Source organism: Ralstonia flatus (assembly GCF_958439105.1).
GTDB lineage: Bacteria > Pseudomonadota > Gammaproteobacteria > Burkholderiales > Burkholderiaceae > Ralstonia > Ralstonia flatus.
The window spans coordinates 535,863-559,744 of sequence record NZ_CAUDLI010000004.1; the positions used below are offsets into that span (position 1 = coordinate 535,863).

General features: G+C 63.7%; 25 protein-coding genes. 20 read left to right on the forward strand and 5 right to left on the reverse strand.

Features of this window, described 5'->3' with window-relative positions; translation table 11 throughout:
- The first annotated feature begins 19 nt into the window (after window positions 1–19).
- A complete protein-coding gene (locus R2676_RS12630) occupies window positions 20–1,645 on the forward strand; it encodes a bifunctional aspartate transaminase/aspartate 4-decarboxylase (RefSeq protein ID WP_206271995.1) in 1,626 nt (541 codons plus the stop codon).
- 13 nt (window positions 1,646–1,658) lie between these two features.
- On the opposite strand, the gene R2676_RS12635 is transcribed toward R2676_RS12630, so the two are convergent.
- On the reverse strand, window positions 1,659–2,609 hold the full coding sequence (locus tag R2676_RS12635) for an alpha/beta fold hydrolase (protein WP_206271996.1): 951 nt from the start codon (window positions 2,607–2,609) through the stop codon (window positions 1,659–1,661).
- An 81-nt stretch (window positions 2,610–2,690) separates the two neighbouring features.
- Window positions 2,691–3,611, reverse strand: a complete 921-nt coding sequence (locus R2676_RS12640; RefSeq protein ID WP_206271997.1) for a LysR family transcriptional regulator — start codon at window positions 3,609–3,611, stop codon at window positions 2,691–2,693.
- Window positions 3,612–3,717: 106 nt separating this feature from the next.
- Between R2676_RS12640 and R2676_RS12645 the strand changes: the two genes are divergently transcribed.
- The 17 genes from R2676_RS12645 to R2676_RS12725 all read left to right on the forward strand — a co-directional run bounded on the left by R2676_RS12645 (window position 3,718) and on the right by R2676_RS12725 (window position 20,016).
- Window positions 3,718–3,969 carry a DUF2798 domain-containing protein gene (locus tag R2676_RS12645; protein WP_206271998.1) on the forward strand — a complete coding sequence of 84 codons (252 nt, stop codon included), beginning with the start codon at window positions 3,718–3,720 and terminating at the stop codon, window positions 3,967–3,969.
- A 386-nt stretch (window positions 3,970–4,355) separates the two neighbouring features.
- Window positions 4,356–4,823 (forward strand): GNAT family N-acetyltransferase, encoded by a 468-nt coding sequence (locus tag R2676_RS12650; protein WP_206271999.1) that lies wholly within the window; start codon window positions 4,356–4,358, stop codon window positions 4,821–4,823.
- A 426-nt stretch (window positions 4,824–5,249) separates the two neighbouring features.
- Window positions 5,250–5,555: a recombinase-like helix-turn-helix domain-containing protein gene (locus R2676_RS12655; RefSeq protein WP_206272000.1), complete on the forward strand. Its 306-nt coding sequence runs from the start codon at window positions 5,250–5,252 to the stop codon at window positions 5,553–5,555.
- A gap of 79 nt (window positions 5,556–5,634) precedes the next feature.
- A complete protein-coding gene (locus R2676_RS12660) occupies window positions 5,635–6,702 on the forward strand; it encodes an aromatic ring-hydroxylating oxygenase subunit alpha (protein ID WP_004634822.1) in 1,068 nt (355 codons plus the stop codon).
- Window positions 6,695–7,468: an SDR family oxidoreductase gene (locus tag R2676_RS12665; RefSeq protein ID WP_009239758.1), complete on the forward strand. Its 774-nt coding sequence runs from the start codon at window positions 6,695–6,697 to the stop codon at window positions 7,466–7,468. Before R2676_RS12660 ends, R2676_RS12665 begins: the two co-directional genes overlap by 8 nt.
- A gap of 32 nt (window positions 7,469–7,500) precedes the next feature.
- Complete coding sequence (locus R2676_RS12670) at window positions 7,501–8,037, forward strand: cupin domain-containing protein (protein ID WP_102065176.1); 537 nt, start codon at window positions 7,501–7,503, stop codon at window positions 8,035–8,037.
- A gap of 4 nt (window positions 8,038–8,041) precedes the next feature.
- The gene (locus tag R2676_RS12675; protein ID WP_206272001.1) at window positions 8,042–8,959 is read left to right on the forward strand and encodes an alpha/beta fold hydrolase; all 918 of its coding nucleotides are present in this window, start codon (window positions 8,042–8,044) and stop codon (window positions 8,957–8,959) included.
- Window positions 8,956–9,783, forward strand: coding sequence for an IclR family transcriptional regulator (locus R2676_RS12680; protein WP_024974095.1), 828 nt, complete (start codon window positions 8,956–8,958; stop codon window positions 9,781–9,783). The genes R2676_RS12675 and R2676_RS12680 overlap by 4 nt, the downstream gene beginning before the upstream one ends.
- A gap of 2 nt (window positions 9,784–9,785) precedes the next feature.
- A complete protein-coding gene (locus tag R2676_RS12685) occupies window positions 9,786–10,589 on the forward strand; it encodes an SDR family oxidoreductase (RefSeq protein ID WP_206272002.1) in 804 nt (267 codons plus the stop codon).
- Entirely contained in the window at window positions 10,582–12,309 is a 1,728-nt protein-coding gene (locus R2676_RS12690; RefSeq protein WP_206272003.1) for a thiamine pyrophosphate-binding protein, read from the forward strand. The genes R2676_RS12685 and R2676_RS12690 overlap by 8 nt, the downstream gene beginning before the upstream one ends.
- 32 nt (window positions 12,310–12,341) lie before the next feature.
- Window positions 12,342–13,145, forward strand: coding sequence for an aspartate dehydrogenase (locus R2676_RS12695; RefSeq protein WP_027680155.1), 804 nt, complete (start codon window positions 12,342–12,344; stop codon window positions 13,143–13,145).
- A gap of 16 nt (window positions 13,146–13,161) precedes the next feature.
- Window positions 13,162–14,664: an aldehyde dehydrogenase gene (locus tag R2676_RS12700; RefSeq protein WP_206272004.1), complete on the forward strand. Its 1,503-nt coding sequence runs from the start codon at window positions 13,162–13,164 to the stop codon at window positions 14,662–14,664.
- Between the two features lie 149 nt (window positions 14,665–14,813).
- A complete protein-coding gene (locus R2676_RS12705; RefSeq protein ID WP_102065171.1) occupies window positions 14,814–15,776 on the forward strand; it encodes a VOC family protein in 963 nt (320 codons plus the stop codon).
- A gap of 21 nt (window positions 15,777–15,797) precedes the next feature.
- Window positions 15,798–16,748 (forward strand): PDR/VanB family oxidoreductase, encoded by a 951-nt coding sequence (locus tag R2676_RS12710; RefSeq protein ID WP_206272005.1) that lies wholly within the window; start codon window positions 15,798–15,800, stop codon window positions 16,746–16,748.
- 176 nt (window positions 16,749–16,924) lie between these two features.
- On the forward strand, window positions 16,925–18,025 hold the full coding sequence (locus tag R2676_RS12715; protein ID WP_206272006.1) for a porin: 1,101 nt from the start codon (window positions 16,925–16,927) through the stop codon (window positions 18,023–18,025).
- A 69-nt stretch (window positions 18,026–18,094) separates the two neighbouring features.
- Entirely contained in the window at window positions 18,095–19,498 is a 1,404-nt protein-coding gene (locus tag R2676_RS12720) for an MFS transporter (RefSeq protein ID WP_102065168.1), read from the forward strand.
- Window positions 19,499–19,893: 395 nt separating this feature from the next.
- Window positions 19,894–20,016 (forward strand): hypothetical protein, encoded by a 123-nt coding sequence (locus R2676_RS12725; RefSeq protein WP_004634792.1) that lies wholly within the window; start codon window positions 19,894–19,896, stop codon window positions 20,014–20,016.
- On the opposite strand, the gene R2676_RS12730 is transcribed toward R2676_RS12725, so the two are convergent.
- Both R2676_RS12730 and R2676_RS12735 read right to left on the reverse strand, forming a co-directional pair.
- Window positions 20,017–20,535 carry a cupin domain-containing protein gene (locus R2676_RS12730; protein WP_206272007.1) on the reverse strand — a complete coding sequence of 173 codons (519 nt, stop codon included), beginning with the start codon at window positions 20,533–20,535 and terminating at the stop codon, window positions 20,017–20,019. It lies immediately after the preceding gene.
- Between the two features lie 17 nt (window positions 20,536–20,552).
- On the reverse strand, window positions 20,553–21,758 hold the full coding sequence (locus R2676_RS12735) for a sterol desaturase family protein (RefSeq protein WP_102065166.1): 1,206 nt from the start codon (window positions 21,756–21,758) through the stop codon (window positions 20,553–20,555).
- Window positions 21,759–22,054: 296 nt separating this feature from the next.
- Between R2676_RS12735 and R2676_RS12740 the strand changes: the two genes are divergently transcribed.
- Both R2676_RS12740 and R2676_RS12745 read left to right on the forward strand, forming a co-directional pair.
- Window positions 22,055–22,627, forward strand: coding sequence for a DUF4337 domain-containing protein (locus tag R2676_RS12740; RefSeq protein ID WP_027680163.1), 573 nt, complete (start codon window positions 22,055–22,057; stop codon window positions 22,625–22,627).
- A gap of 122 nt (window positions 22,628–22,749) precedes the next feature.
- Window positions 22,750–23,451: a hypothetical protein gene (locus R2676_RS12745; RefSeq protein WP_410482495.1), complete on the forward strand. Its 702-nt coding sequence runs from the start codon at window positions 22,750–22,752 to the stop codon at window positions 23,449–23,451.
- Between the two features lie 195 nt (window positions 23,452–23,646).
- Here the strand turns inward: R2676_RS12745 and R2676_RS12750 are convergent.
- A partial coding sequence (locus R2676_RS12750; RefSeq protein ID WP_316857115.1) for a hypothetical protein occupies window positions 23,647–23,882 on the reverse strand: 236 nt, incomplete at its 5' end.

A 23,882-nucleotide genomic window follows, 5' to 3' on the forward strand; every position in this document is an offset into this window, starting at 1 on the left:
GCATCCACGGGAATCTGCGATGACCACCAATCCGACGCAAAAATCCAAGGAACTGGAAGCCCTTGGGCAACTGAGCCCGTTTGAACTAAAGGACGTGCTGATCCAGCTCGCGCAGAGCGACTCGCAACGCATCATGCTCAATGCCGGGCGCGGCAATCCGAACTTCCTCGCTTTGGAGCCGCGTCATGGTTTCTTCCAACTGGGCCTGTTCGCACTGGAGGAGTCCGAACGCTCGTTTTCCTATCTGGCCGAGAGGATTGGCGGCATCCCGACCAAGCAAGGCTTTGAGGCGCGCTTTGAGAGCTTTGCACGTCGCAACGCAGATGTGCCCGGCGTGAAGTTTCTGCATCACGCGGTGTCGTACGTACGCGATCAACTTGGCCTTTCCGCCGAAGACTTTCTGGCGGAGATGGTGAACGGCATTCTCGGCTGCAACTATCCGGTGCCAGACCGCATGCTGAAGATCAGCGAGCAGATTGCCGCGCGCTATCTGAAGCAGGAAATGATCGGCAGTGCGCCGTTTGTCGGCCAGTTTGATCTGTTTGCCGTCGAGGGCGGTACGGCGGCGATGACGTATCTGTTCAGCACGCTCAAGGAAAACTTCCTGCTTAATGCCGGCGACAAGATTGCGCTTGGCATGCCGATTTTCACGCCGTACATCGAGATTCCGGAACTCAACAGCTTCCAGCTCGTCGAGGTCAAGCTGAATGCAGACCCATTCAACGGCTGGCAATACACCGACGAAGAACTCGACAAGCTGCGCGATCCGAGCGTGAAGGCTTTCTTCCTGGTCAACCCCAGCAACCCGCCGTCAGTCAAGATTTCCAAAGACGGCTTGAAGAAGCTCAAAGCCATCGTGGACGAGCGCCACGAGGCCGGCAACGATCTCATCATCCTGACCGATGATGTGTACGGCACGTTTGCGGACGACTTTGTCTCGCTGTTTGCGGTGGCGCCGTACAACACGATCCTGGTGTATTCGTACTCCAAGTACTTCGGGGCGACGGGTTGGCGCCTGGGCACCATCGCCACGCATGAAAAGAACGTGCTGGACGATAAGCTGGCCGCGCTGCCCGAAGACAAGCGCAAGATCCTGCACCAGCGCTATGCGTCGATCACGACCGAGCCTGACCAACTCAAGTTCATCGATCGTCTGGTTGCGGATAGTCGAACCGTGGCGCTGAACCACACGGCAGGTCTGTCGACGCCGCAACAGGTGCAGATGGCGCTGTTCTCGCTGTACGCGCTCATGGATCAGCCGAATGCCTACAAGGCTGCGGTCAAGCGCCTGGTGCGCGGGCGCAAGGCTGCCCTGTATCAAGCCATCGGTATCGAGTGTGAGGCTGACGAGAATGACGTCGCCTACTACAACATCCTTGATGCCGAAGTGGTGGGCCGCAAGACCTATGGTGAGGCGTTCGTGCAGTGGTTCAAGACCAAGACCAAACCGGCGGATGTGCTATTCCGCCTGGCCAAGGAGAGTGGCGTAGTGCTGCTGCCCGGCAATGGCTTTGGGGCACTCAACCCATCGGTGCGCGTGTCGCTGGCCAACCTGAACGAGCCGGACTACATCCGCATCGGTGCAACGCTGCAGCGCTTGCTGGAGGAGTATCACCAGCGCTGGCTGGACGAAGGCGGAAAGTAACGCGCTGACAAGATCAGGCCGGCACCCACGTGCCGGCCACGCGGGCCTGCTGCAGTTCCGGGGGCTCCTGCCCTGATTCGACATAGTCGGCGAAGCGGCGGATGTAGTCGGCCACCCACTCGGGGCGACGCAGGGGCAGCCAGTGGCCGGCGTCGACCTCGTGGCGCCAGTAATGCGACACCCAGGCCTCCACAGCGCGCGTCACGGCGGGGCTGACGTAGCGATCGCGCGTCGGCACGATGAGCTGCACGGGCGCATGCGGCGCACGCGCCTGCGGGCGGGCGAGGCGGTCGCGAAAATTTGCGCGGTACATTCGCACGCCGTTGCAGGCATCGCGCACAAGGGTCGGTCGCTGGGTTTCGATGCGGATGCCCTCCGTTTTGTGCAGCCACCACGGCCAAGCGCGCGCGACCCACAGCCGCCACGACCATTCCGGCACCAGCGGCAAGTGGAAATACCCCACATACCAGGATTGCAGCCGCTGCTTCCACACTGCACGTTTGGCGGTCCATGTGCCGGCATTGAGCTGCGCGCGCATCCAGTGGCCGACGTGGTCCAGGCACGGGCCCGAGATCGACGTGTATGACGCGATGCGCCCGCGCAGCCGATCGGTCGTCACCGATTCCCAGCTGTGGATGGAGCCCCAGTCGTGCCCGACCAGATGAAAGCGCTCGCCCGGCAGCAGCGCGTCGGCCACGGCGGCAAGGTCGTCGACAAATTGGGGGATACGGTAACCGGTGGTGTCTGCGGGCGCATCTGATAGGCCGGCACCGCGCACGTCGAAGGTGAGCACGCGGCGGTCGCGCGCCAGGGTATCGCGCACGCCGTGCCAGACCGAACTGTCGTCCGGATAGCCATGCACAAGCACGATGGCGGGGCACTGCCGCGCAGACGCGTCGGCGGGCAGGGTCATGCGGGCATGCAGGCGAAGGTCGCCGGAGCGCACCACGTGGCTGCTGTGCATCGGGTCTCCAGTGAAATGGGCGCGGGAGTCTCCAGCCTACGGGGTGATCGGCTGATGCGGCAACGCGTGTTTCTACCCGTTTCAAGCAGTGCCTGAGGCACTCGGGGCGGGTTCGGCCTGCAGCAGCGGCGTGGCTGCCGTGAAGGCTGCCAGATGCTCCAGCAACGTCCGCACCTTGCGTGGCAGCTGTTGCTGCGGCCACACCGCATAGATGGGCCGCTGCGGGGTCCGCCATGCCGGCAGCAGGCGTATCAGCCGGCCAGCCTCCAGCGCCTGGTGGCAGAGCGTGTGCGGACAGTACAGCAGGCCGAGGCCCGTTTCAGCCAGCGTCACGCCCAGTTCGATATCGTTCAGGTCGCAGCGTCCATGGGGCTGCAGTTCGATGGTTTCCTCACCGTCGGGTGAGGTGAAGCGCCATGTCGAGAGCGGCGACGACACCAACAAGCGATGCGCTTGCAGGTCATGCGGATGGGTCGGCGCGCCATGCGCGGCCACGTACGCCGGCGACCCCACCAGCACCATCCCGATCACGCCGAGCCGCCGTTGCCGTAGCTTCGGGTCGTCTTGCTGGCCGACGCGGATGGCCATATCGGCACCATGTCGCCACACGTCTTCATTGCTGTTGCTGAGCGACAGCTCCAGCCGGATCTCCGGCCATGTCGCCATGAAGCTCGCATAGGCAGGCGCCAGCAGCCCGCGCGACAGGTTCAGCGGTGCGAGCACGCGCAGGGTGCCCTTGACCTGGTTGAGATCGTCGTCGAGCGTGGCCGTGGTTTGCGCAAGCGCGGTCAGCAGCGGGCGGCATTGCTCGTAGTAGAGCAGCCCCTCCGGTGTCGGTTTCAGGCTGCGGGCGCTGCGCAGCAGAAGCTGGCAGCCCAGCGAGGTCTCCAGCTTCTGCAGGCGTCGTGTCAGCGTGGCGGGCGGCAGGTTGGCGTGACGCGCTGCGGCCTGCAGGCTGCCGTGGTCCACGATGGAAACAAAGAGGGCCAGATCGTCGAGCATGATTCCATTTATGGAATTTAAGTTTCAGTAAACGTCTATAGTTTCTTGAAACGCGGTTGTCTAGCATACCGTCAATCACATTTGATGGCTTGCAAGGAGAACCGCCATGTCGACGCCTGTTTCCACTGCCACACGTCTGCGCGTCATTTTTGCCTGGCTGATGTCGGGCCTGATGTCGCTGTTGATGACGGGCTGGATCGGCTGGATCAACGCCGGTATCAGCCCCGACTTTCTTGCCCGCTGGGCGCATGCCTTCGTGCTCGCCTGGCCGGCTGCCTTCACCATCGTGCTGGTTGCCGCGCCGGTGGTGCAGCGGCTGACACAGCGCCTCGTGGTACCCAATCCGCTGCAGCCCTGAAAAGAAAACAGCCCACCGGGAGGACGGTGGGCCGCAAGGTTGACAGCAGGAAAGACCGATGGAAACGGACGCCGGACTGACATCCCGTAGAGTCCGGCGATATGGCTGGTACAACACCCGACCCTTATCGTATTGACGCCGATGTGCGTGGAGAGCGCACTGCCCGATACCGGGTCGTGACCGGGCCATGGAGCGCACTGTAGAGGGGCGATGCTTTCGGCAAACTTTCTACTGGCCGAGAACCGTCTCCGGAAAATCCCTAGGGTCTGGGCCCACACGCGCGCGCGCCGTACGTGGCAGCACGTCAAGCGGATGTAGGAAAGCCGGCTGCACGTGGAGGAGCCGGCTGGCAGAATGCCGGAGCGTTGCCACCCGTCCAGCTCACCATGCCAGCACCTGCCGACCTCCACATCCGCCCCATCCGCCAAGACGACTTTGCCGCGTGGAAACCGCTCTGGGATGGCTACAACGCCTTCTACGGCCGTGCGGGCGAGACAGCGTTGCCCGACATCGTCACGCAGACGACATGGCAGCGCTTCTTCGACGAAGCGGAGCCCGTCTACGCGCTGGTGGCCGAGCGTGGCGGCGAGCTGCTCGGCATCGTGCATTTCCTCTACCACCGCAGCACCACGCAAATCGGCATGAGTTGCTATTTGCAGGATCTGTTTACGGCGCAGGCCGCACGCGGGCAGGGCGTGGGCCGGGCCTTGATCGAAGCGGTGTACCGTCGCGCGCAGGCCGACGGCTTGCCACGCGTCTATTGGCAGACGCACGAAACCAACGCGACTGCCATGCGGTTGTATGACACGTTGGCGGACAAGTCGGGCTTCGTGGTTTATCGCAAGTTGTTCTGAGCCTTTCAGGCATCGCAAACCGTATTTCGGCACGGCGAAACGGTTGCAATCGCTACGGTCCTCGGGCCCACCAGGGTGCTTATCGTTCGGCTCCTCACGCCCCGGCGGTGCCCCGCAGCGTCGGCGGCAGTGTCGACAACGAGGACCGAGACGGATGTTCGCCGAAGGTGAGGTGACATTGCCGCAGCCGAGCCCAGGCGGCCTCATAGCTGCCGAGTCGCGCCGCGGCGGTGTCGCGGCACCAAGACCGTTGTCCAGTGCGCGATCCGGCGGAGCCGCCGTCCACCGCCGCCGCATTTTTCCGCGAACCATAGGGTAATCCCGCATCTGAGATTTCGAAGACGCGGTCTATAGTTGCACCTGTGTTCCAGATATTAACAGGCGTTTCATAGGTAAAACAAGCGAAACGTGATGGAGTCGACAGAAATGCAACCGCAATACAACCCCGACCTGGCTCCGTGGGAGCCCATTTCTCCGAACAACGTCGCTGGCAAGGGCCGTGTCGAGCGCCCCGGCCACGTCGCCAATCTGGTGTGGCAAACACGCGCCGCCGAGCCGACCGCCTATGAGAACCAACTGGCCGATTCGCTGGAAGCGGCATTCCTGGGCGGCGCCCAAACGCCGGCCGACATCGTCGCCGTGCTGAACGAGCGCGGCCCGCGCAATGCGGCCGGTGGCGAGACCTGGACGGAAGACACCTTCCTGGCCGAGATGCGCCGCCTGGGCGCCTGAGACGAGGCCGGTTCCAACACGATTCGACGCCGCATTGCCCGCAGAGGCGCACGGCTCAACCCATCAGAAGAGGCAAGCAATGGAAGGCAACAAGGAAGCGCAGAAGGAAGCGCGCATCAACACCGGTCTGCGCAACTACTGGTATCCGGTGGCGGCGTCGTGGAATGTGAAAAACGCGCCGGTGGGCATCACGCGGTTGAGCCAGAACATCGTGTTGTGGCGTGACACCGCCGGCCAGGTGCATGCGCTGGAAGACCGCTGCCCGCATCGTGGTGCGCGCCTGTCGATGGGTTGGAACCTGGGCGACCACGTGGCTTGCTGGTACCACGGCGTTGAAGTGAACGGCCAAGGTACGGTGACGAGCGTGCCGGCTGTTGACGCTTGCCCCATGGAGGGCAAGACCTGCGTGCGCAGCTACCCGGTGCAGGAACGCGCCGGCGCCATCTTCCTGTGGTTTGGCGACAAGGCCCCGTCCGAGTTCGACGACGCGGTGGGCACGCTGCGCTTGCCTGAAGAGCTGACCAGCGACGAGCACAGCCACTTCCTCTGCTTCGCGCATTGGAACGTCAACTACCGCTATGCCATCGACAACGTCATGGATCCGATGCACGGTGCCTACCTGCACGCCGTGTCGCACTCGATGGCCAGCGGCGAGAAGAAGGCCGTGATGGAAGTGGTTGAAACCGACCACGGGATCATGTTCCAGAAGACCGGCCAGCGCGGCGTGAACTTCGATTGGACCGAGTTTGGCGAGACCGGCACGATGTGGCTGCGCTTGTCGATTCCGTATCAACCGAAGGTCGGGCCGGGCGGGCCGTTCACCATCATCGGCATCGTGACGCCGGTCGATGAGGAGCACTGCATCGTCTACTTCTGGCGCACGCGCCACGTGCAGGGTTGGCAGCGCGACGTGTGGCGCTTCCTGTATCGCAATCGCCTCGAAGGCCTGCACTGGGATGTGCTGGAACAGGACCGTGTCGTGCTGGAGTCGATGGCACCCGAAGCGCGCGAGCACGAGACGCTGTATCAGCACGACATCGGCATTACGCGTATCCGCCGCGTGCTTGCACGCCGCGCCGCCGCTGAACTGGCCGACGCGCCTGTCGCCATGCTCAAGCCGGTTCCCACGGAAGCCCAACATGCCTGAGCGCAATTCAACCGCCGGGCTGCTGGCTGGCCGCAAGGTGCTCGTGACGGGCGCCGCGCGCGGTCTGGGTCTGGCCTTTGCCAAGTCGATCGCCGAAGCCGGTGGCGCCGTTGCGCTGGCCGACATTCTTGGCGAGCGCGTGCAGGAAGAGGCCGCAGCGCTGCGCGCGGCAGGCTTTGATGCGCATGGCTTCACGCTCGATCTTGGCGATCCGGCTTCCATTCAGGCATGCGCTGCAGCGGCTGCGCAGGCGCTGGGCGGGCTCGACGGGCTTGTCAACAACGCGGCCATCACGAACTCGGGCGGGCGCGATGCATCGTCAATCGACATCGAGACCTGGGACCGTGTGATGAACGTCAACGTGCGCGGCACATGGTTGATGACGACGGCTTGCCTGCCGGCACTCAAGGCTTCTGGCCGCGGCGCCATCGTCAATCTGTCGTCCGACACCCCGCTGTGGGGCGCACCGAACCTGCTGGCGTATGTGGCCAGCAAGAGCGCCGTCATCGGCATGACCAAGTCTCTGGCGCGCGAATGCGGCGCAGACGGCATCACCGTCAACGCCATTGCACCGGGCCTGACGCTGGTGGAAGCCACCGAATACGTGCCGGCGCATCGCCATGCTCTGTACCGCGACCAGCGCGCCATTTCGCGCGATCAACTGCCCGACGACGTGTGCGGCGCCGTGCTGTTCGCGTTGTCCGACCTTTCCCGATTCGTGACGGGCCAGACGCTGGCCGTCAACGGCGGTTTCGTCATGCAGTAATGCATCCACACACCATTCAGAAGAGGTATTCGATGAGCGATCTCTCCGAACAACAGCAAGTGCAACGCACGTGGGACCGCCCGGAAGGCGCGTCGTTTGAAGACTGGATGAACAGCCGCGTGGCGCGTTTCTCCACCCGCCGCTACGACTGGGACGCCCTCAAGTTCCAGGCCGACTTCGACCCGAAATACCGCCGGGCGCAAATGCGCTACCTCGGCACGGGCGGCACGGGCGTGGCCGCTGACACCAACACGGTGCCGGCGGAGCACTTCACGTTTTCGACGATGGTCATTCCGGCCGGCCACGAAGGCCCGTCGCATCTGCACACCGATGTGGAAGAGGTGTTCTTCATCATTCGCGGCAAGCTCAAGCTGGTGCTCGAGAAGGACGGCGAGCGCTTTGAGACCATCCTGACCGATCGCGATCTCGTCTCGGTGCCGCCCGGCGTGTACCGCGAAGAAATCAACATCGGCGATGAAGATGCGCTGATGTGCGTGATGCTCGGCGCCAAGAAGCCGATCACGCCGACGTATCCGCCCGAGCATCCGCTCGCCAAGATCAAGCGTTGATGCCATGAGCGCGCAGGCTGTCATGTCTTCCCATCCGTTCCGCGTTGCCGACGCGCTTGCCGTGCTCGGCGCTGGGTTTGCCGAACGCACCGTCGCCATCAACGTGCACGGCGACCGCATCGGCTATCGGCAATGGGGCGAGCGCGGGCCGGTGGTGGTGCTGTTGCACGGCATCAGCTCCAGTGCTGCGTCATGGCTGCCTTGCGCGCAGGTTCTTTCGCACAACATGCGCGTGCTGGCATGGGATGCGCCGGGCTACGGCAGTTCCACGCCGCTTGCAGACGTTGCACCGCGCGCTGCCGACTACGCGGTGCGGCTGCAGGCGTGGCTTGCCGCGCTCGATGTGACGCCCGATGCAATCGTCGGTCATTCGCTGGGCGCGCTGATGGCATCGGCGTATGTGGCCGCCGCGCCAGCGGCGATGCAGCCGAAGTGCCTGCTGCTGCTGAACCCCGCGCAGGGCTACGGCCAACCGGGGCAGCAAGAGAAGTCCCGCAGCGTGCAGGCCCAGCGTCTTGCAACGCTCGACCAGCTTGGCATCGACGGCATGGCGGAGTCGCGCCACGCGCATCTGCTGCGCCCGAATGCCACCGACGAAGAGCGCGCCTGGGTGCGCTGGAACATGAAGCGCCTCAACGACGGTGGGTATCGCCAGGCCGTGGCGATGCTGAGCGGCGACGACATCGGCGCCTATCTGGGCAAACGCCCAGCATCCACACCCGCGCAGATCGCATGCGGCGATGTCGACGGCGTTACACCGCCGCAAGGCTGCGAAGCGCTGGCGAAGACGTTCGATCTGCCGTTTGCGCTTGTGCCGTCAGCCGGGCATGCCTCCTATATCGATGCGCCTGACGCTGTTGCAGGCTGGATCGAACATGCGGTTCTCTCCCAATCCCAAACGCCTAAGCGCCAAGACGTATGAGCAACGACCTCATCCCAGAAGACGTGCAGGAAAAGTACATCGTGCCGGGGCTCGAACGCGGCCTGCGCCTGCTGTGCGAGTTCAGCCACAAAGACCGTGTGCTGTCTGCGCCGGAACTGGCGCGCCGCCTGAAGGTGCCGCGCTCCACGGTGTTCCGCCTGCTGACCACACTTGAAGTGATGGGCTTCATCGAACGCGTTGACGGCGGCCGCGATTTCCGCCTCGGCATGGCGGTGCTGCGCCTGGGCTTTGAATATCTCGCGTCGCTGGAATTGACCGAGCTGGGTCGCCCGCTGCTCGATCGTCTGCGCGACGAGATTCACTACCCGTGCAACCTCGTCGTGCGCGATGGCCGCTCGATCGTCTACGTGGCGAAATCCGTCGCGCCCACGCCGTTCACCAGTTCGGTGAATGTCGGCACGCGCCTGCCGGCTCACGCCACGGTGCTGGGCCGTGTGCTGCTGGCCGATCTGTCGCTGGCTGAGCTGCGCCAGCTGTATCCGGAGCCGCAGCTGGAAGTGTTTTCCGCCAACACGCCGCGCACGGTGGAAGAGCTGTTCGAGATGGTGCAGCGCGACCGCGAACACGGCTACGTGCTGCAGGAAGGCTTCTTCGAAGCCAACATCTCGACGATTGCTGCGCCGGTGCTGGACCGCGCCGGCAAGGTGGTGGCTGCGCTCGGCACGACGATTCCTTCGCCGCGCATTGAGCCTGCGCAGCTCGATCTGATGATCGACAAGGTGCGTGCCGCTGCTGGCGAGCTGTCTTATCTGCTGGACTACCGCCCCGCAGGCGGCAAGGTCGTCAACCTGTTCCGCGAATGACCATGCCGATGATCGACCTGACTGGCAAGACCGCCGTCGTGACGGGCGGCTCCTCCGGCATCGGCCTGGCCACCGTTGAACTGCTGCTGGAAGCTGGTGCCGCTGTGGCGCTGTGCGGCCGCAATGCCGAACGCCTCGCGCAGGCCGAACAAGGTCTGCGCAGCCGGTTCCCCAATGCCCGGCTGTTTGCTGCAACGTGCGACGTGCTCGACGCCGCCCAGATGGCAGCGTTTGCCGACGCCGTGGAGCAAGCGCTCGGCCCCGTCGACATGCTGGTCAACAACGCGGGCCAAGGCCGCGTCTCGACGTTTGCCGATACCGACGATGCCGCGTGGACGCAGGAGCTGCATCTCAAGTTCTTCTCGGTGATCCATCCCACGCGCGCTTTCCTGGCGCAACTCGAGCGCTCCGAGCACGGCGCGATCGTCTGCGTGAATTCGCTGCTCGCGCAGCAGCCCGAGCCCCACATGGTGGCCACCTCTGCCGCGCGTGCGGGTGTGCTCAATCTCGTGCGTTCGATGGCGACCGAATTTGCACCGAAGGGCGTGCGCGTCAACGGCATCCTGATCGGCCTGGTGGAGTCCGGCCAATGGCGCCGCCGCTTCGAGGCTCGACCCGAAGAAGATCGCCATCTCGACTGGGCTGCGTGGACGCGTCGCCTGGCCGCGCAAAAACACATTCCCCTTGGACGACTGGGCCTGCCCGAAGAGGCAGCCCGCGCCATTCTGTTCCTTGCCTCGCCGTTGTCTTCGTACACCACGGGCAGCCACATCGATATCTCCGGAGGACACTCCCGTCATGCATAAACGACAACAACAGGAACAACAGCTGGTCACGGTGGGCCACGCGATTGCAGCCTTCCTGGAGGCCTGCGAGGTCAAGGCCGCTTTCGGTGTCATCTCGATCCACAACATGCCCATCCTCGATGCGATGGGCGAGCGCGGCAAGATCCGCTTCGTCATGGCGCGCGGTGAAGCCGGCGGCGCCAACATGGCCGACGCCTATGCCCGGACCACGGGCGGCCTGGGCGTCTGCCTGACAAGCACCGGCACCGCTGCCGGCAATGCGGCAGGCGCCATGGTCGAAGCCCTGACCGCCGGCACGCCGTTGCTGCACATCACAGGTCAGATCGAAACGCCGTACCTGGACCAGAGCCTCGCGTACATCCACGAAGCGCCGGACCAGCTCACGATGCTCAAGGCCGTCTCCAAGGCTGCCTTCCGCGTGCGCAGTGCCGACACGGCCATCAGCACGATGAAGCTGGCCGTGCAGACCGCGTTGACGGCCCCGGCCGGCCCGGTGAGCGTGGAGATTCCCATCGACATCCAGGCCGCGCTGATTCCCATGCCGGACGACCTGCGCCCGCTGCTGGTGCCGCAGCATGTGCCGTCGGCCCACGCGCTGGACGAACTGGCTGAACGTCTGTCGCGCGCGCGTCGTCCGATGCTGTGGCTCGGCGGCGGTGCCCGCCACGCTGCGAAGCAGGTCAAGCGCCTGATGGACCTCGGCTTTGGTGTGGTCACCAGCACGCAGGGCCGCGGGATCGTGCCGGAAGATGACCCCCGCTCGCTGGGCGCATTCAACCTGCACAAGCCGGTCGAAGCGTTCTACCAGACGTGCGATGCCATGGTCGTGGTGGGCTCGCGCCTGCGCGGTAACGAAACGCTCAAGTACGAACTGAAGCTGCCGCGTCCGCTGTACCGCATCGATGCGGATGCCTCGGCGGAGGGCCGGTGCTACGCCAGCGACTACTTCGTGTGCGGCGATTCGGCGCTTGCGCTGGATGGCCTGGCCGACCGGCTGGAAAAGAAGATGCAGATCGACGCGACATTCGCGGCAGACCTGCGGGCGGCACACGAGGCGGCCGTAGGCGGGCTGATCGACGGCCTCGGTCCGTACGCCAAGCTGGTGGAGGCTTTGCAAGCCGCCGTGGGCCGCGAGTTCAACTGGGTGCGCGACGTGACGGTGTCGAACAGCACCTGGGGCAATCGCCAGCTCCGCATCTTTGACTCGCGCGCCGGCGTACATGCGCTGGGCGGCGGCATCGGCCAAGGTTTGGCGATGGGCATTGGCGCGGCGATCGGTGCGGCTGCAACCGGATCGGGCAAGACCACGTTCTGCCTGGCCGGCGATGGCGGCTTCATCCTGAACCTGGGTGAATTGGCGACTGCGGTGCAGGAGCGCGCCAACCTCGTCATCGTGCTGATGAACGACAAGGGCTACGGCGTCATCAAGAACATCCAGGACGCGCAGTACGGCGGCCGCCGCCATTACGTGGATCTGCACACGCCGGACTACGCGGCCCTCGCGCAGTCGCTGCAACTGCGTCATCGCCGCGTCTCGGATCTGGCCGACGTGGGCAGCGCATTGAAGGAAGCCACCAGCGGCGAGGGCCCGTTCCTGATGGAGATCGACATGCTCTCCATCGGCAGCTTCAAGACGATCTTTGCAGGCCCGCCGGTCAACCAGCAGGCCAAGGACGGCCAGGGCGAGCGCGCAGCCGAGCGCACGACGGTGGTGGCGTGAACCTGCAACCGAGCCAATTGAAGGAGCCGGACATGCTGCATGTATCGATGGTCGGGTGCGGAGCGATCGGGCAGGGCGTACTGGAACTGCTCAAGAGCGATCCGGATGTGTGCTTTGACGCCGTGATCGTGCCCGAGCACGCGATGGACAAGGCGCGCGAGGCCATCGCCCCGTTCGCACCGAATGCGCGTGTCACGACGCATCTATCGGCCGACGCACATCCTGACCTGCTCGTCGAATGCGCTGGCCATGATGCGCTTGAAGAGCATGTGTTGCCGGCGTTGGAGCAGGGCATCGACTGCCTGGTCGTATCGGTGGGTGCGTTGTCGGAACCCGGCGTGGCCGAACGGCTGGAGGCTGCGGCCCGCCGTGGCAACGCGCAGGTGCAGCTGCTGTCGGGCGCCATCGGCGCCATCGACGCGCTGGCCGCTGCGCGCGTCGGCGGGTTGGACGCCGTGGTCTACACCGGCCGCAAGCCGCCGCGCGCCTGGAAGGACACGCCGGCCGAGCAGCAGTTCGACCTCGATGCGCTGCGCGAGCCGACCGTGATCTTCGAAGGCAACGCCCGTGAAGCTGCGCGTCTGTTCCCGAAAAACGCCAACGTGGCGGCCACGCTGTCATTGGCGGGCCTCGGTCTGGAGCACACGCACGTCAAGCTGCTGGCCGATCCAACGGTGGACGAGAACATCCATCACGTCGAAGCGCGCGGCGCCTTTGGCGGCTTCGAGCTGACGATGCGCGGCAAGCCGCTGGCGGCCAATCCCAAGACTTCTGCGCTGACGGTGTTCAGCGTGGTGCGTGCGCTGGGCAACCGCGCGCACGCCGTTTCGATTTAAGCGAGGCCATTGCGCCATGACTGTTTCCAACCCGAACGCAACCGCAACGTCCGTGTTGCCCATCTGCATTGCCGGCGATTGGCGCCTCGGCACGGGCGAGCGCTATGCCACGCGCTACCCCGCCACCGGTGAAGTCGTTGCAGAACTCAACGCCGCCAGCGTCGCCGATGTGGAAGAGGCTGTGGCGGGCGCCTACCGCGCCTTCCTGTCCAGCGGTTGGGCGCAGCGCAAGCCGCACGAGCGCGCAGCCGTTCTGTACCGCGTAGCTGAGCTGATCCGCTCGCGCAGTGAAGCGTTGGCACAACGCCAGCGCCTGGATAACGGCAAGCCGATCAACGAGACACGCGCGCTGGTGGCAAGCGCTGCGGCCACGTTCCAGTTCTTCGGCGCCGCATGCGAGACGCTGGAAGAGTCGCTCACGCCAATGCGTGGCGATTGCCTGACGATGAGCGTGCATGAACCCATGGGCGTGGTGGCCGCCATCACGCCGTGGAATTCGCCGATTGCCAGCGAAGCGCAAAAGATGGCGCCCGCGCTGGCCGCGGGCAACGCCGTCGTCGTCAAACCGGCGGAGGTTACGCCGCTGATGGCGCTGGAACTTGCTGCCATCTGCGAAGAGGCGGGCGTGCCCAAGGGCATGATCAGCGTGCTGCCCGGCAAGGGCTCCGTGATTGGCGATGCGATTACGAAGCATCCGCTGGTGCGCCGTGTGTCGTTCACGGGTGGCACGAACACGGGCAAACACATTGCCCACATTGCCGCTGAGAAGATGATGCCGGTGTCGCTGGAACTCGGCGGCAAGTCGCCGACGATGGTGTTTGAAGATGCCGACCTCGACCACGCCGTGAATGGCGTGCTGTACGGCATCTTCAGCTCGTCGGGCGAGTCGTGCATCGCCGGTTCGCGCCTGTTCGTGGCGCGTTCGCTGTACGAGCCGTTCATGGATCGCCTGGCCGCTGCCGCAGCACGTCTGCGTGTCGGCAATCCGGCCGATGAATCGACGCAGATGGGCCCGCTGATCACCGACCGCCACCGCGAGACCATCGAGTCGTACGTCGCGATGGGCGTGGAAGACGGCGGCCATCTGCGCACGGGCGGTTTGCGCCCGGCAATTGCCGGCTGCGAGTCGGGCTATTTCTACACGCCGACCATCATCGAAGGGCTCACCAACAGCGCCCGCATCTGCCAGGAAGAAATCTTTGGCCCGGTGCTCGTCGCCATGCCGTTCGACGATGAAGACGAATTGATCGAACAGGCCAACGACAGCGTCTACGCATTGGCCGCCGGGATCTGGACGCGCGACTACAAGCGCGCATGGCGCATCGGCCGCGCGGTGCAGGCCGGCAACGTGTGGATCAACACATACAAGCAGTTCTCGATCTCGACGCCGTTTGGCGGCTGGCGCGACAGCGGCCTGGGCCGCGAGAAGGGCCGCCTTGGCATCCTGCAATACATGGAGCAGAAGAGTCTCTACTGGGGCTTGAATGAACAACCGCTGGCCTGGGCCAACGCCAACTAAGCGCCGCTAACAAAACCCTCCTGGCGTTGTTGTGCCGCCTTGCCGTACTCAAGTACTGTCTGCGGCGGCACGCCTAGCCAGGACCGCTTCGCTGGGTCTTGTTACCGGCTCTAACGCCGAAGCAAACGCCCAGACCACAGGAGATCAAGATGAACACGATTCGAGGCATCGACGAAATCGTCTACGGTGCCGACGACCTCGCCGCCTGCAAGCAGTTCTTCCTGGATTGGGGCCTCGCCCTGCAATCGGAAGACGCCAGCGGCCTGCTGTTCGAAACGCTCAACGGCTGCCGCGTGCGCGTGAAGCGCAGCGACGATGCCACGCTGCCGCCGGCCATGGAAGCCGGCCCGACGCTGCGCGAAGTGATCTGGGGCACCGATTCACAGGCTGTGCTCGATCGCCTGGTCGACACGCTGGCCGACCAGCCCGGCTACGTCCACGCCAACGGCCGCGTCGGTTGCACCGACCCGAACGGCCTGGCCGTGCGCGTGCAGCTGTCCACCAAGCGCGACGTCGACGTGCAATGCGCCGCGATGAACACGTGGACGGACAAACCGCGCCGCAACCAACCCAGCCCGATCTACGAGCGTGCGACGCCCATCGAAGTCGGACACGTGGTCTTCTTCGTCAAGGACGTGGCGGCCACGGAGCGCTTCTATGTCGAGAAGCTCGGCTTTGTGCCCTCCGACCACTACCCGGGTCGTGGGGCGTTCCTACGCTGCGAGCCCGAAGGCGGCCATCACGACCTGTTCCTGCTGCAGACGCCGCAGGCCAAGAGCGGGCTCAACCACGTGGCTTTCACCGTGCGCGACATCCATGAAGTGTTCGGTGGCGGCATGCATGTGTCGCGCTGTGGGTGGGATACGCAGCTGGGTCCGGGCCGTCACCCGATTTCGTCGGCGTACTTCTGGTACTTCAAGAACCCGGCTGGCGGCCTGATCGAGTACTACGCCGATGAAGACCAGCTCGACGCCGACTGGCAGCCGCGCGATTTCGAGCCCGGCCCGACCGTGTTCGCCGAATGGGCCATCGACGGCGGCATTGACGGCAACACACGCCGGCAGAAGAACGTCGCCGGCCCCGAAGGCAAGTTCCTGACGGAAAAGCGCTGAAACGTTGCAGAGAGACGTGCTATGAATTCCCCCCTCAACCTGCGCGTGCATGCCATGCGCTACGAAGCCCAAGGCATCGTGAGCGTGGAGCTGCGCGATGTCGACGGCAAGCCTTTGCCCGAGTACGCACCCGGCGCGCATATCGAACTGCATCTTGGCAACGGGCTGGTGCGCAGCTATTCACTGTGCGGCGCGCCAGAGGTGCGTGACCGTTACGTGGTCGGCGTGCTGCTCGACCGCAACAGCCGCGGCGGCTCGCGCTATGTGCACGAGCAGTTGCGCGTCGGTTCGACGCTCAAGATCGGCGGCCCGCGCAATCACTTCGAGCTGGACGAAACCGCGCCGCGCACCGTGCTGGTTGCAGGTGGCATTGGCGTGACGCCCATCGTCTGCATGGCGCGTCGCCTGGCCGAGCAAGGCAAGACGTTCTCGATGCTGTACTGCGCCCGCTCGCGTGCCGAAGCGGCCTTTGCCGATGAGCTGGCCGCCCATGGCGAAGCGGTGCGTTTTCACCTGGACGCAGAAGCCGGTGGCCCCCCCGATCTGAAAGCGCTGCTTGCAGGGCATCCGGCCGATACGCATTTCTATTGCTGCGGCCCCGGCCCGATGTTGCGGGCATTCGAGGCGGCCTGTGAGGCGCTGGGCTACACCAACGTCCATATCGAACGCTTTGCGGCCGACCCCGGTGTGGAATCGGTGCAGGACGGGGAGTACCAGGTCAAGCTCGCGCGCAACGGCGCTGAATTGTGCGTGCCGGCGGGCAAGTCGCTGCTCGACGCACTGCTCGAGATTGGCGTCGAGGTGGAACACAGCTGCAAGGAAGGCGTGTGCGGCTCATGCGAAACGCGCGTGCTCGAAGGCGAGCCCGACCACCGTGACAGCGTGCTTTCCAAGAGCGAGCGTGCATCCAACCAGACGATGATGGTTTGCGTATCCGGCTGTAAGGGCAAGCGCCTGGTGATCGATCTGTAAGCGCAGGATGGTTTAGGCGCTGGCCTGACCAGCCGCGCCGTCTTTTTTTGCGCCCTGTTTTTCTTTTAAACGACGTTTCGCATACGAAACAAAGCAAGAACCACAACCAGCTCGTCCACCAAGACGGCGATAACAACTGGCGGGGCGGACACCTTGTCCAGTGGAGGAAACAGCAAATGAAGACAACCTTGTTCGCCCTTGCGGCGATGAGCCTGGCCGGTACGGCGGCGGCCCAGAGCAACGTGACGCTGTACGGCAGCATTGATGAAGGCGTGGCCTACATCAACAGCCTCAAGAGCGGCGCGTCTAGCGGCTCGGCGCTGCGCATGGACCCCGGCACGATGCAGCCGGACCGCTTCGGCCTGCGCGGCTCGGAAGATCTCGGCGGCGGTACGCAGGCCATCTTCCAGTTGGAATCGGGCTTTCTGGGCGACACCGGCAGCAGCGTGGTCGCCGGCAAGCTGTTCAATCGCACGGCGTGGGTCGGCCTGACGAACGATCGCCTCGGCAACATCCAGCTCGGCCATCAGGCGGATTTCATGTTCGATTACCTCGGCCGCCTGAGCAACGGTTTCCAGCTCACCAACTTCTACCTGTTCCACCCCGGCAACTTCGACAACCTGGCCAACCAGTTCCAGATCGACAACGCTGTGCGTTACGTCTCGCCCATCTTCGGCGGGCTGCAACTGGGCGGCATGTACGGCTTTGGCGAGGTACCCGGTTCGCCGTCGAAGAGCCGCAGTTACAGCCTCGGCGCGTACTACACCAATGGCGGTTTCCGAGCCGCCGCGGCCTATACCGCGTCCAACGACCGCGCGCTGGACATCGCGGGTCGGTTGGGTATCACGAACACGCTCGGCACGACGCTCGTGCCCGGCGTGATGACGCCGATGAGTTCGGTCAAGTCGTTCGGTACCGGCGCGCTGTATCAGTTCAGCGGCCTGCCGGTCCAGATCAACGCGGTCTATACGCAAACGCGTATCACGCTGGGCGGCGCCAACGCCCGCGCACAGAACGTCGACCTGGGCACCGCGTGGCATTACAGCGCCGCCAATACGCTCAACGTGGGCTATACCTTCAGCAAGTACGAGGGCGCCCGCTGGAACCAGTTCAGCCTCGGCAACGTGTATGCGTTTTCCAAGCGCACGCAGGTGTACCTGCAAGGTACGTATCAGCGTGCGTCCGGCGATGCGCAGTCTGCTGCCATCAACGGCGTGGGTGTAGCGGCGCAGCGCAACCAGGTCGTTGTCAGCACCGGGGTGCACCACTCGTTCTGACGTCCTGACCCAACGCGCCGCTGGGCAGCGACCCGGTGGCGCATCAACTTCCTCCGGAAGGAGCTTCACATGAAGCCAGGTGTTTTGATTGATAGCGGAATTGACCACGATGCGTCGCGGGGTGCGATGAGCCTGGGCAAGATCGTTGCCCGGATCGAGCGGCTCAAGAGCAACGGCATGCACGTGCGTGCGCGTCTGCTGATCGGGTTGGCGACATTTTTCGACGGCTTTGACGTCATCGTCATCGCGGCCACGCTGCCGCTGCTGATTGCGCAGTGGCACCTGACGCCGGCGCAGATTGCGTTTGTGATCGGTGCCCCCGGCATCGGCCAGTTGGTCGGCGCGTTGGTGTTTCCCATGCTCGCCGAGCGATTCGGTCGCGTGCGCATGATCGGCTATAGCGCGGGCATCATCGGCTTGATGAGCCTGCTGTGTGGCGTGGCGCCTAGTTTTGCCGTGTTTGCAGCGCTGCGTATCGTGCAAGGCGTTGGCTTGGGCGGCGAGCTGCCCGTGGCGGCAACGTACATCAACGAAGTTACGCGCGCACATGGTCGCGGACGCTTCGTGTTGCTCTACGAGGTGGTGTTCCCGATCGGCCTGCTGGTGTCCAACGCCTTGGGCGCATGGCTGGTGCCGCATTTCGGATGGGAGGTGATGTACTTTCTCGGTGGCATTCCGCTGGTCCTGTTCTTTACGCTGCCCAAGGCCGTGCCCGAGTCTCCGCGCTGGCTGGCCACCAATGGCCGGATGGCTGAGGCGGACGCTGCGCAGGCTCGTTTTGAAGCCAAGGCGAAGGAGCCGCTGCCTCCGCTGGGCGATACCTCGGCCTTCGAGCAGATGTCACACCGCCACCCGAAGCGCGGCATGCGCGATCTGTTCGGCCCGGTGTACATCAAGCGCACGGTGGTCGTGGCCATGCTGTGGGCAACGTGCGGTTTCATCCAGTACGGTCTGTCGACATGGCTGCCGACGGTCTACAAGACGATCTATCACGCGCCGCTCCAACTGGCGCTGAACCTCGCGGCGCTGGCGTCGGTGCTGGGTGTGGTGGGCTCGTTGGTATGCGCGATGATCGTCGACAAGGTTGGCCGCAAGCCCGTGATGGTGGTGTCGTTTGTACTGTGCGGCGTCTCGCTGGCCCTGGCCGGGCTGCTGCACGAGCAGTCGCTCTATGTGGTGGCAGGGTTGTGCTCGTTGGCGCTGGGGTTGATGGCGTGCGGCTTTATCACCGCCTATGTCTATACGCCGGAGCTGTACCCGACCAACATCCGCGCGATCGGCTGCGGCATGGGCGGCGCGTGGCTGAAGATTGCGGCGATCTTTTCGCCAATGCTGATCGGTTCGACCATCGGCTCGGGCAACGTCAGCAATGCGTTCCTGCTGCTGGCCTTGGTGCCCATCCTGGCGGCAATCACCATCCACTTCCTCGGCATCGAGACCAAGGGGAAAGTGCTGGAGCAGCTCGAGCTGTAAGCCGGAAGCGCTTGAGGGTCACAAGACGGCGAGGGTAGCGCTCAGTAGGCGCGCCTTCGCCGTTTTTGCTTCAGACGATGGTGTGATCTGCCATAAGCTCCGGCGTCCACCATGGCGAGTAGTCCCGTGCCTTAGGTGCTTGGCGCGCGCACATGGAAGCTGCTGCGGAGTAGCGGTATCCGGCAGGGTGACCGGCCAGCCCCGGACTGTGCGCTCGGGGATGCAGGAGAGATTCGCCCGCCGGGCGTTTGCGACGCGCGATGCCCTTGAGAAAGCGAGGTCTCGAAATAGCGGGCAAGAAGCGTCATTGCTCGTGCAATGACTTTGAGACCCCCTCTCATAGACTGAAAACGTGCCGATAAGAAGTCATCGGGCACGCCGAGATGGGAGGGGATATGTCCACCACAGCAGCCAACTGGATCGTCGTTCTGACATGTGCCTACATGGAATACAGCACATGGCGGGGCATGAGCGTCTACCGCCGCACGGTGGGCTATGAAAGCGTGGTGTGGTGCTGATCAGGCGCCGTGGGGCTTGGGCAGCAACCTGCGGACGAGATCGCCATGTGCCGAATACTTCCCCAGCAGCGCGTCGCCGTCAGCCAGTTCGAATTCGCTGAACTCGAACCCCGGCGCCACGGTGCAGCCGACGAGCGTGTATCCATGCTCGCCCGGCACGCGCTCGGCCGCAAACCAGCGGCCAGCCGGCACCACCGCCTGGTACACCGCCGTCGCATCGTCGGCCGCGTGGCCCAAATGATGCGTCTTCACCGTACCGTCTTCCTCCAACACATGCACATTGAGTGAGTCCCCCGCATGGAAGTGCCACAACTCGTCCGACTGGATCCGATGCCAGGCGGAATATGCATCATCCGCCAACAGGTAATAGATGGCGGTGGCAGCCGCACGTTCGATGGGCGGGATGCCTCGCTGGACGCGTTCCTCGCTGCGATAGGTTTCGCGATAGAAGCCGCCTTCCGGGTGCGGTTCGAGGCCGAGGCGGGCGATGAGGTTCTGGGCGGCGAGGGCGAGCGGCATGATGGGAAACCTTCGACTCAGTTCTGCTGACGGCGGAACGGAAAGCGTTGCTGGTTGACGAACCCGTCGGGCATGTAGTCGCCCACCACGCCGTACTTCTCCGGGAAGGCCTTTTTCGATTTCACTGCGGTACCGAACAGGTAATCGATGAAGGCGAAATGCGCGGCGTAGTTCTTGTCGATCGCTTCGTCTTCCGATGAATGGTGCCAGTGGTGGAAATCCGGCGTCACGAAGATGTACTTCAGCGGGCCCCACGGCAAGTGCACGTTGGCGTGATTGAACACCGCCTGAAAGCCCACGATGATGATGTAGACATCGACCACCGCCTTGTCGAAGCCCAGTACGAACAGCGGCCCCAGCACTGCCACCCGCGTGACGATCAATTCAAGAATGTGCTGACGCGAGCCTGCCAGCCAGTCCATCGTCTTCACGCTGTGATGCACGGCGTGGAAGCGCCAGAGGAACGGCACCTCGTGATACGCGCGGTGCGTGACGTACTCCATCAGATCGGCCACCAGCATGCAAAGCAGCAACTGCGGAATGAACCAGATGTGCTGCACCATTTGCTGGAAGTCTGCATGCACCATCCAACCGAACACTCGGTGGATCAGGAAGTTCACCACCAGCAGCACCAGCCCTACGATGAAGTGGTTCACCGCAAAGTGGACCATGTCGGTCTGCCATTCGGGGCGGAACACCGGCTGCTTCTTATAGAGCGGGAACAGCTTCTCGAGCAGCACGAAAATCGCTGTCGAACCGAGCAGGTCGAGAATGAACCAGTCCATGCCGATATACGGCGTGTGATCCGGAAAGTCGCCCACCGGCACGCGCGAGCCGCCCAGCGCGACGGCAACCACCACGAACAGGAACGCCAGGCCGTTCAGGCGACGGCGGTTATCCAGCACGATATTCGCCAGCGATAACCCGCCGGAAATCAACAGCGAGACAAACAGGATCTGCCGAATCACATCCACCGAATACGCGCGGCGTAATTCCGGCGTCGTCAGATACTGCGGAAAGTGAAAGGCCAGCACGCCCAGCAAGCACAGAAAGCCCAGCACCAGCGCCAGGATCGTGCCGATCATGCCCCGGCCGAACTTCAGGCCGCCATTGGCATGCAGCAGCGCATTGGCATCGCGGATCGTCGCGTCGGCCACGCGGACAATGGCGGGGTGATGTTCCTTTTCGGGCATTGGCGCCAAAGGCTGTTTAGACGCATCCATGGATCTGACTCGCAGTATTGTTTTGTTTTATTAACAATGCGATTGCCAATCGGGTATTGGCGCTCATTCGCATTGCGGCGCGATTATACGGATCGGTTTCACACATTCAAACGAGCTTTTTCGCGCGTAACAATCATCTGCGATTGTCACGCTTTTCTGTTGTGTGTCCGAGTCACGAATCCGCATCTGCAGCGTTGGATGCGCAACGCAGGGCGTTGCCTTTCCGTGCAAGGCGATGCATTGTGAGGCCCGCGCCTGACGGGCGCGACGATACAAGACTGAAAAGGGGAGCAACCATGTCCGAAGGATTTCACGTTCACGGTGCGCATGATCATGCGCTCGAGCACGCAGCAGAAAGCGGCCACGCCGACAGCTTTGCCGGGCGAATTGCTGTCATGACGGCGATTCTGTCGACGGCCGGCGCCATCTTCGGTTACCAGGGCGGTGCAACGCAAAATGCCGCGCTGCTTGCCAAGAATGAAGCTGCCATTCATAAGACCGAGGCCGCCAACCGCTGGGCCTATTACCAGGCCAAGGGTCAAAAGCAGGCGATTGCCGAGCTGACCGCCCAACTTCCCGGTACCGATCAGGCCGCTGCCAAGCGCGACGCCCAGCGCTACGCAGCCGAGAAGGAAGACATCCGCCGCCAGGCCGAAGACCAGGAGCGTCTTGCCAAAGAAGCCGACGAGGCCAGCGAGCTTGCCGTCCACCATCACCACCGGTGGGCGCAAGCGGTGGCTGCCATCCAGGTGTCGATCGCCCTGGCGGCCATCACCTTGCTTTCTCGCCGACGCTGGATGCAGGTGCTTTCGTACGGCGTTGGTGCCGTCGGCGGTGTCGTGGCCGTGCTGGCGCTGCTTCACATCTGACCGGTTGGTGCGCTGCTCACTGGCGGTTCCGAGGCAACATACCCAGCCGCCAGAATGGCGCGCTTGAAGGAGGCATCCCGCCTCCATGAATCAGGAATGAACAGATGACACGTGGAATGTGGATGCGGCGCACATTGATGATCGCAGGCTTGTTGGCCAGCGCATGGGCCATGGCGGCCGGCCCGGCCGTCGAGCCGGGCGAGTACGTCTACATCCTGGGCGGCAGCGCGAGCGGCACGATGACGGTCAAGGGCAGCAGCTTCAACATCACGACGATTGGCGGCAACTGCCACACGTGCGCGATCGAAGGCACATTCCGTGGCCGCGTTGGCGTCGACAAGGATGAAGGCACGTGCCGCATCGCCGTGTCAGGTAATAAGGATGCGCTCAAGCTGGATTCCTCCGCCACCGCCGAGGCCTGCCGAGCTTTCTGCGGCATGCGCGCCATGTTTGATGGCGACTATCGCCGCGCACCCGCCGCCTGCACCGACCCCCAGCGCCAAGCCCGCATCGGCCAGGCCCACAAGCAATATGCCGCCAAGGATTACGACGCAGCACGTACAACGCTGCGTTCGCTGCTTTCCGAGTGCGATCCCTTCATGGACTGGATCGAGCGCGACAAGGCCCGCAGTGATCTCGCGGTAACTGAATACCATCGCGGTGACAATGCTCAGTGTTTGGCTGTGTTGTCCGAAACGACGGCCGTGAAGGCGCAGAAAGACACATCGCTGAGCCTGCCGCCGTGCGACGCCGAGAATTACGCGTCCACCAGCAAGGCCATCCTCTACAACCAGAAGCTGTGCCAGTCGCCGGGCAAACGTTGATGCCAACTGCATCTCTATAAGTAACGGGGCAGGGTGATGACCTAGCCCCAACCTGTGTCGGTGGGCTGGCCGTCGCGGCGTTCGCCGGTGTCTCAACCGTGCCATGACGCAGCAGCCCACGGCGATGCAGGCCGGTGATCAACAAGATTTTTGCGAGTGACTCACAAAAGTGCTTGCCAGCCGCGCGCCCACACATTAGTATTCGCCCCTCGCTGCAAAACACAGCGCCGAAACGCAAGTGGCGGTGGTGGTGTTAAGTGGTGGAGAAGCAGGTGTGGGGCGGGTTTGCGGTCGATTGGGTGGTTGGCGATTGGCGGTGAATCGAGTGGTAGTTGGCAGCGAGTTGACGGATAAAAATTCTTCGACGAGTTGTTGACAGCGACGAAAAAGCTCTGCATAATCTCGTTTCTCTGCTGCAGACAACGCAGCGA

Bases quoted from the DNA above. Each gene is read 5' to 3' on its own strand.
- R2676_RS12710 (WP_206272005.1), top strand. From the start codon at position 15,798: ATGAATTCCCCCCTCAACCTGCGCGTGCATGCCATGCGCTACGAAGCC.
- R2676_RS12670 (WP_102065176.1), top strand. From the start codon at position 7,501: ATGAGCGATCTCTCCGAACAACAGCAAGTGCAACGCACGTGGGACCGC.
- R2676_RS12700 (WP_206272004.1), top strand. From the start codon at position 13,162: ATGACTGTTTCCAACCCGAACGCAACCGCAACGTCCGTGTTGCCCATC.
- R2676_RS12720 (WP_102065168.1), top strand. From the start codon at position 18,095: ATGAAGCCAGGTGTTTTGATTGATAGCGGAATTGACCACGATGCGTCG.
- R2676_RS12740 (WP_027680163.1), top strand. From the start codon at position 22,055: ATGTCCGAAGGATTTCACGTTCACGGTGCGCATGATCATGCGCTCGAG.
- R2676_RS12680 (WP_024974095.1), top strand. From the start codon at position 8,956: ATGAGCAACGACCTCATCCCAGAAGACGTGCAGGAAAAGTACATCGTG.
- R2676_RS12745 (WP_410482495.1), top strand. From the start codon at position 22,750: ATGCGGCGCACATTGATGATCGCAGGCTTGTTGGCCAGCGCATGGGCC.
- R2676_RS12695 (WP_027680155.1), top strand. From the start codon at position 12,342: ATGCTGCATGTATCGATGGTCGGGTGCGGAGCGATCGGGCAGGGCGTA.
- R2676_RS12655 (WP_206272000.1), top strand. From the start codon at position 5,250: ATGCAACCGCAATACAACCCCGACCTGGCTCCGTGGGAGCCCATTTCT.
- R2676_RS12665 (WP_009239758.1), top strand. From the start codon at position 6,695: ATGCCTGAGCGCAATTCAACCGCCGGGCTGCTGGCTGGCCGCAAGGTG.
- R2676_RS12715 (WP_206272006.1), top strand. From the start codon at position 16,925: ATGAAGACAACCTTGTTCGCCCTTGCGGCGATGAGCCTGGCCGGTACG.
- R2676_RS12635 (WP_206271996.1), bottom strand. From the start codon at position 2,609: ATGCACAGCAGCCACGTGGTGCGCTCCGGCGACCTTCGCCTGCATGCC.
- R2676_RS12640 (WP_206271997.1), bottom strand. From the start codon at position 3,611: ATGCTCGACGATCTGGCCCTCTTTGTTTCCATCGTGGACCACGGCAGC.
- R2676_RS12705 (WP_102065171.1), top strand. From the start codon at position 14,814: ATGAACACGATTCGAGGCATCGACGAAATCGTCTACGGTGCCGACGAC.
- R2676_RS12675 (WP_206272001.1), top strand. From the start codon at position 8,042: ATGAGCGCGCAGGCTGTCATGTCTTCCCATCCGTTCCGCGTTGCCGAC.
- R2676_RS12735 (WP_102065166.1), bottom strand. From the start codon at position 21,758: ATGGATGCGTCTAAACAGCCTTTGGCGCCAATGCCCGAAAAGGAACAT.
- R2676_RS12690 (WP_206272003.1), top strand. From the start codon at position 10,582: ATGCATAAACGACAACAACAGGAACAACAGCTGGTCACGGTGGGCCAC.
- R2676_RS12685 (WP_206272002.1), top strand. From the start codon at position 9,786: ATGCCGATGATCGACCTGACTGGCAAGACCGCCGTCGTGACGGGCGGC.
- R2676_RS12645 (WP_206271998.1), top strand. From the start codon at position 3,718: ATGTCGACGCCTGTTTCCACTGCCACACGTCTGCGCGTCATTTTTGCC.
- R2676_RS12650 (WP_206271999.1), top strand. From the start codon at position 4,356: ATGCCAGCACCTGCCGACCTCCACATCCGCCCCATCCGCCAAGACGAC.
- R2676_RS12660 (WP_004634822.1), top strand. From the start codon at position 5,635: ATGGAAGGCAACAAGGAAGCGCAGAAGGAAGCGCGCATCAACACCGGT.
- R2676_RS12725 (WP_004634792.1), top strand. From the start codon at position 19,894: ATGTCCACCACAGCAGCCAACTGGATCGTCGTTCTGACATGTGCCTAC.
- R2676_RS12730 (WP_206272007.1), bottom strand. From the start codon at position 20,535: ATGCCGCTCGCCCTCGCCGCCCAGAACCTCATCGCCCGCCTCGGCCTC.
- R2676_RS12630 (WP_206271995.1), top strand. From the start codon at position 20: ATGACCACCAATCCGACGCAAAAATCCAAGGAACTGGAAGCCCTTGGG.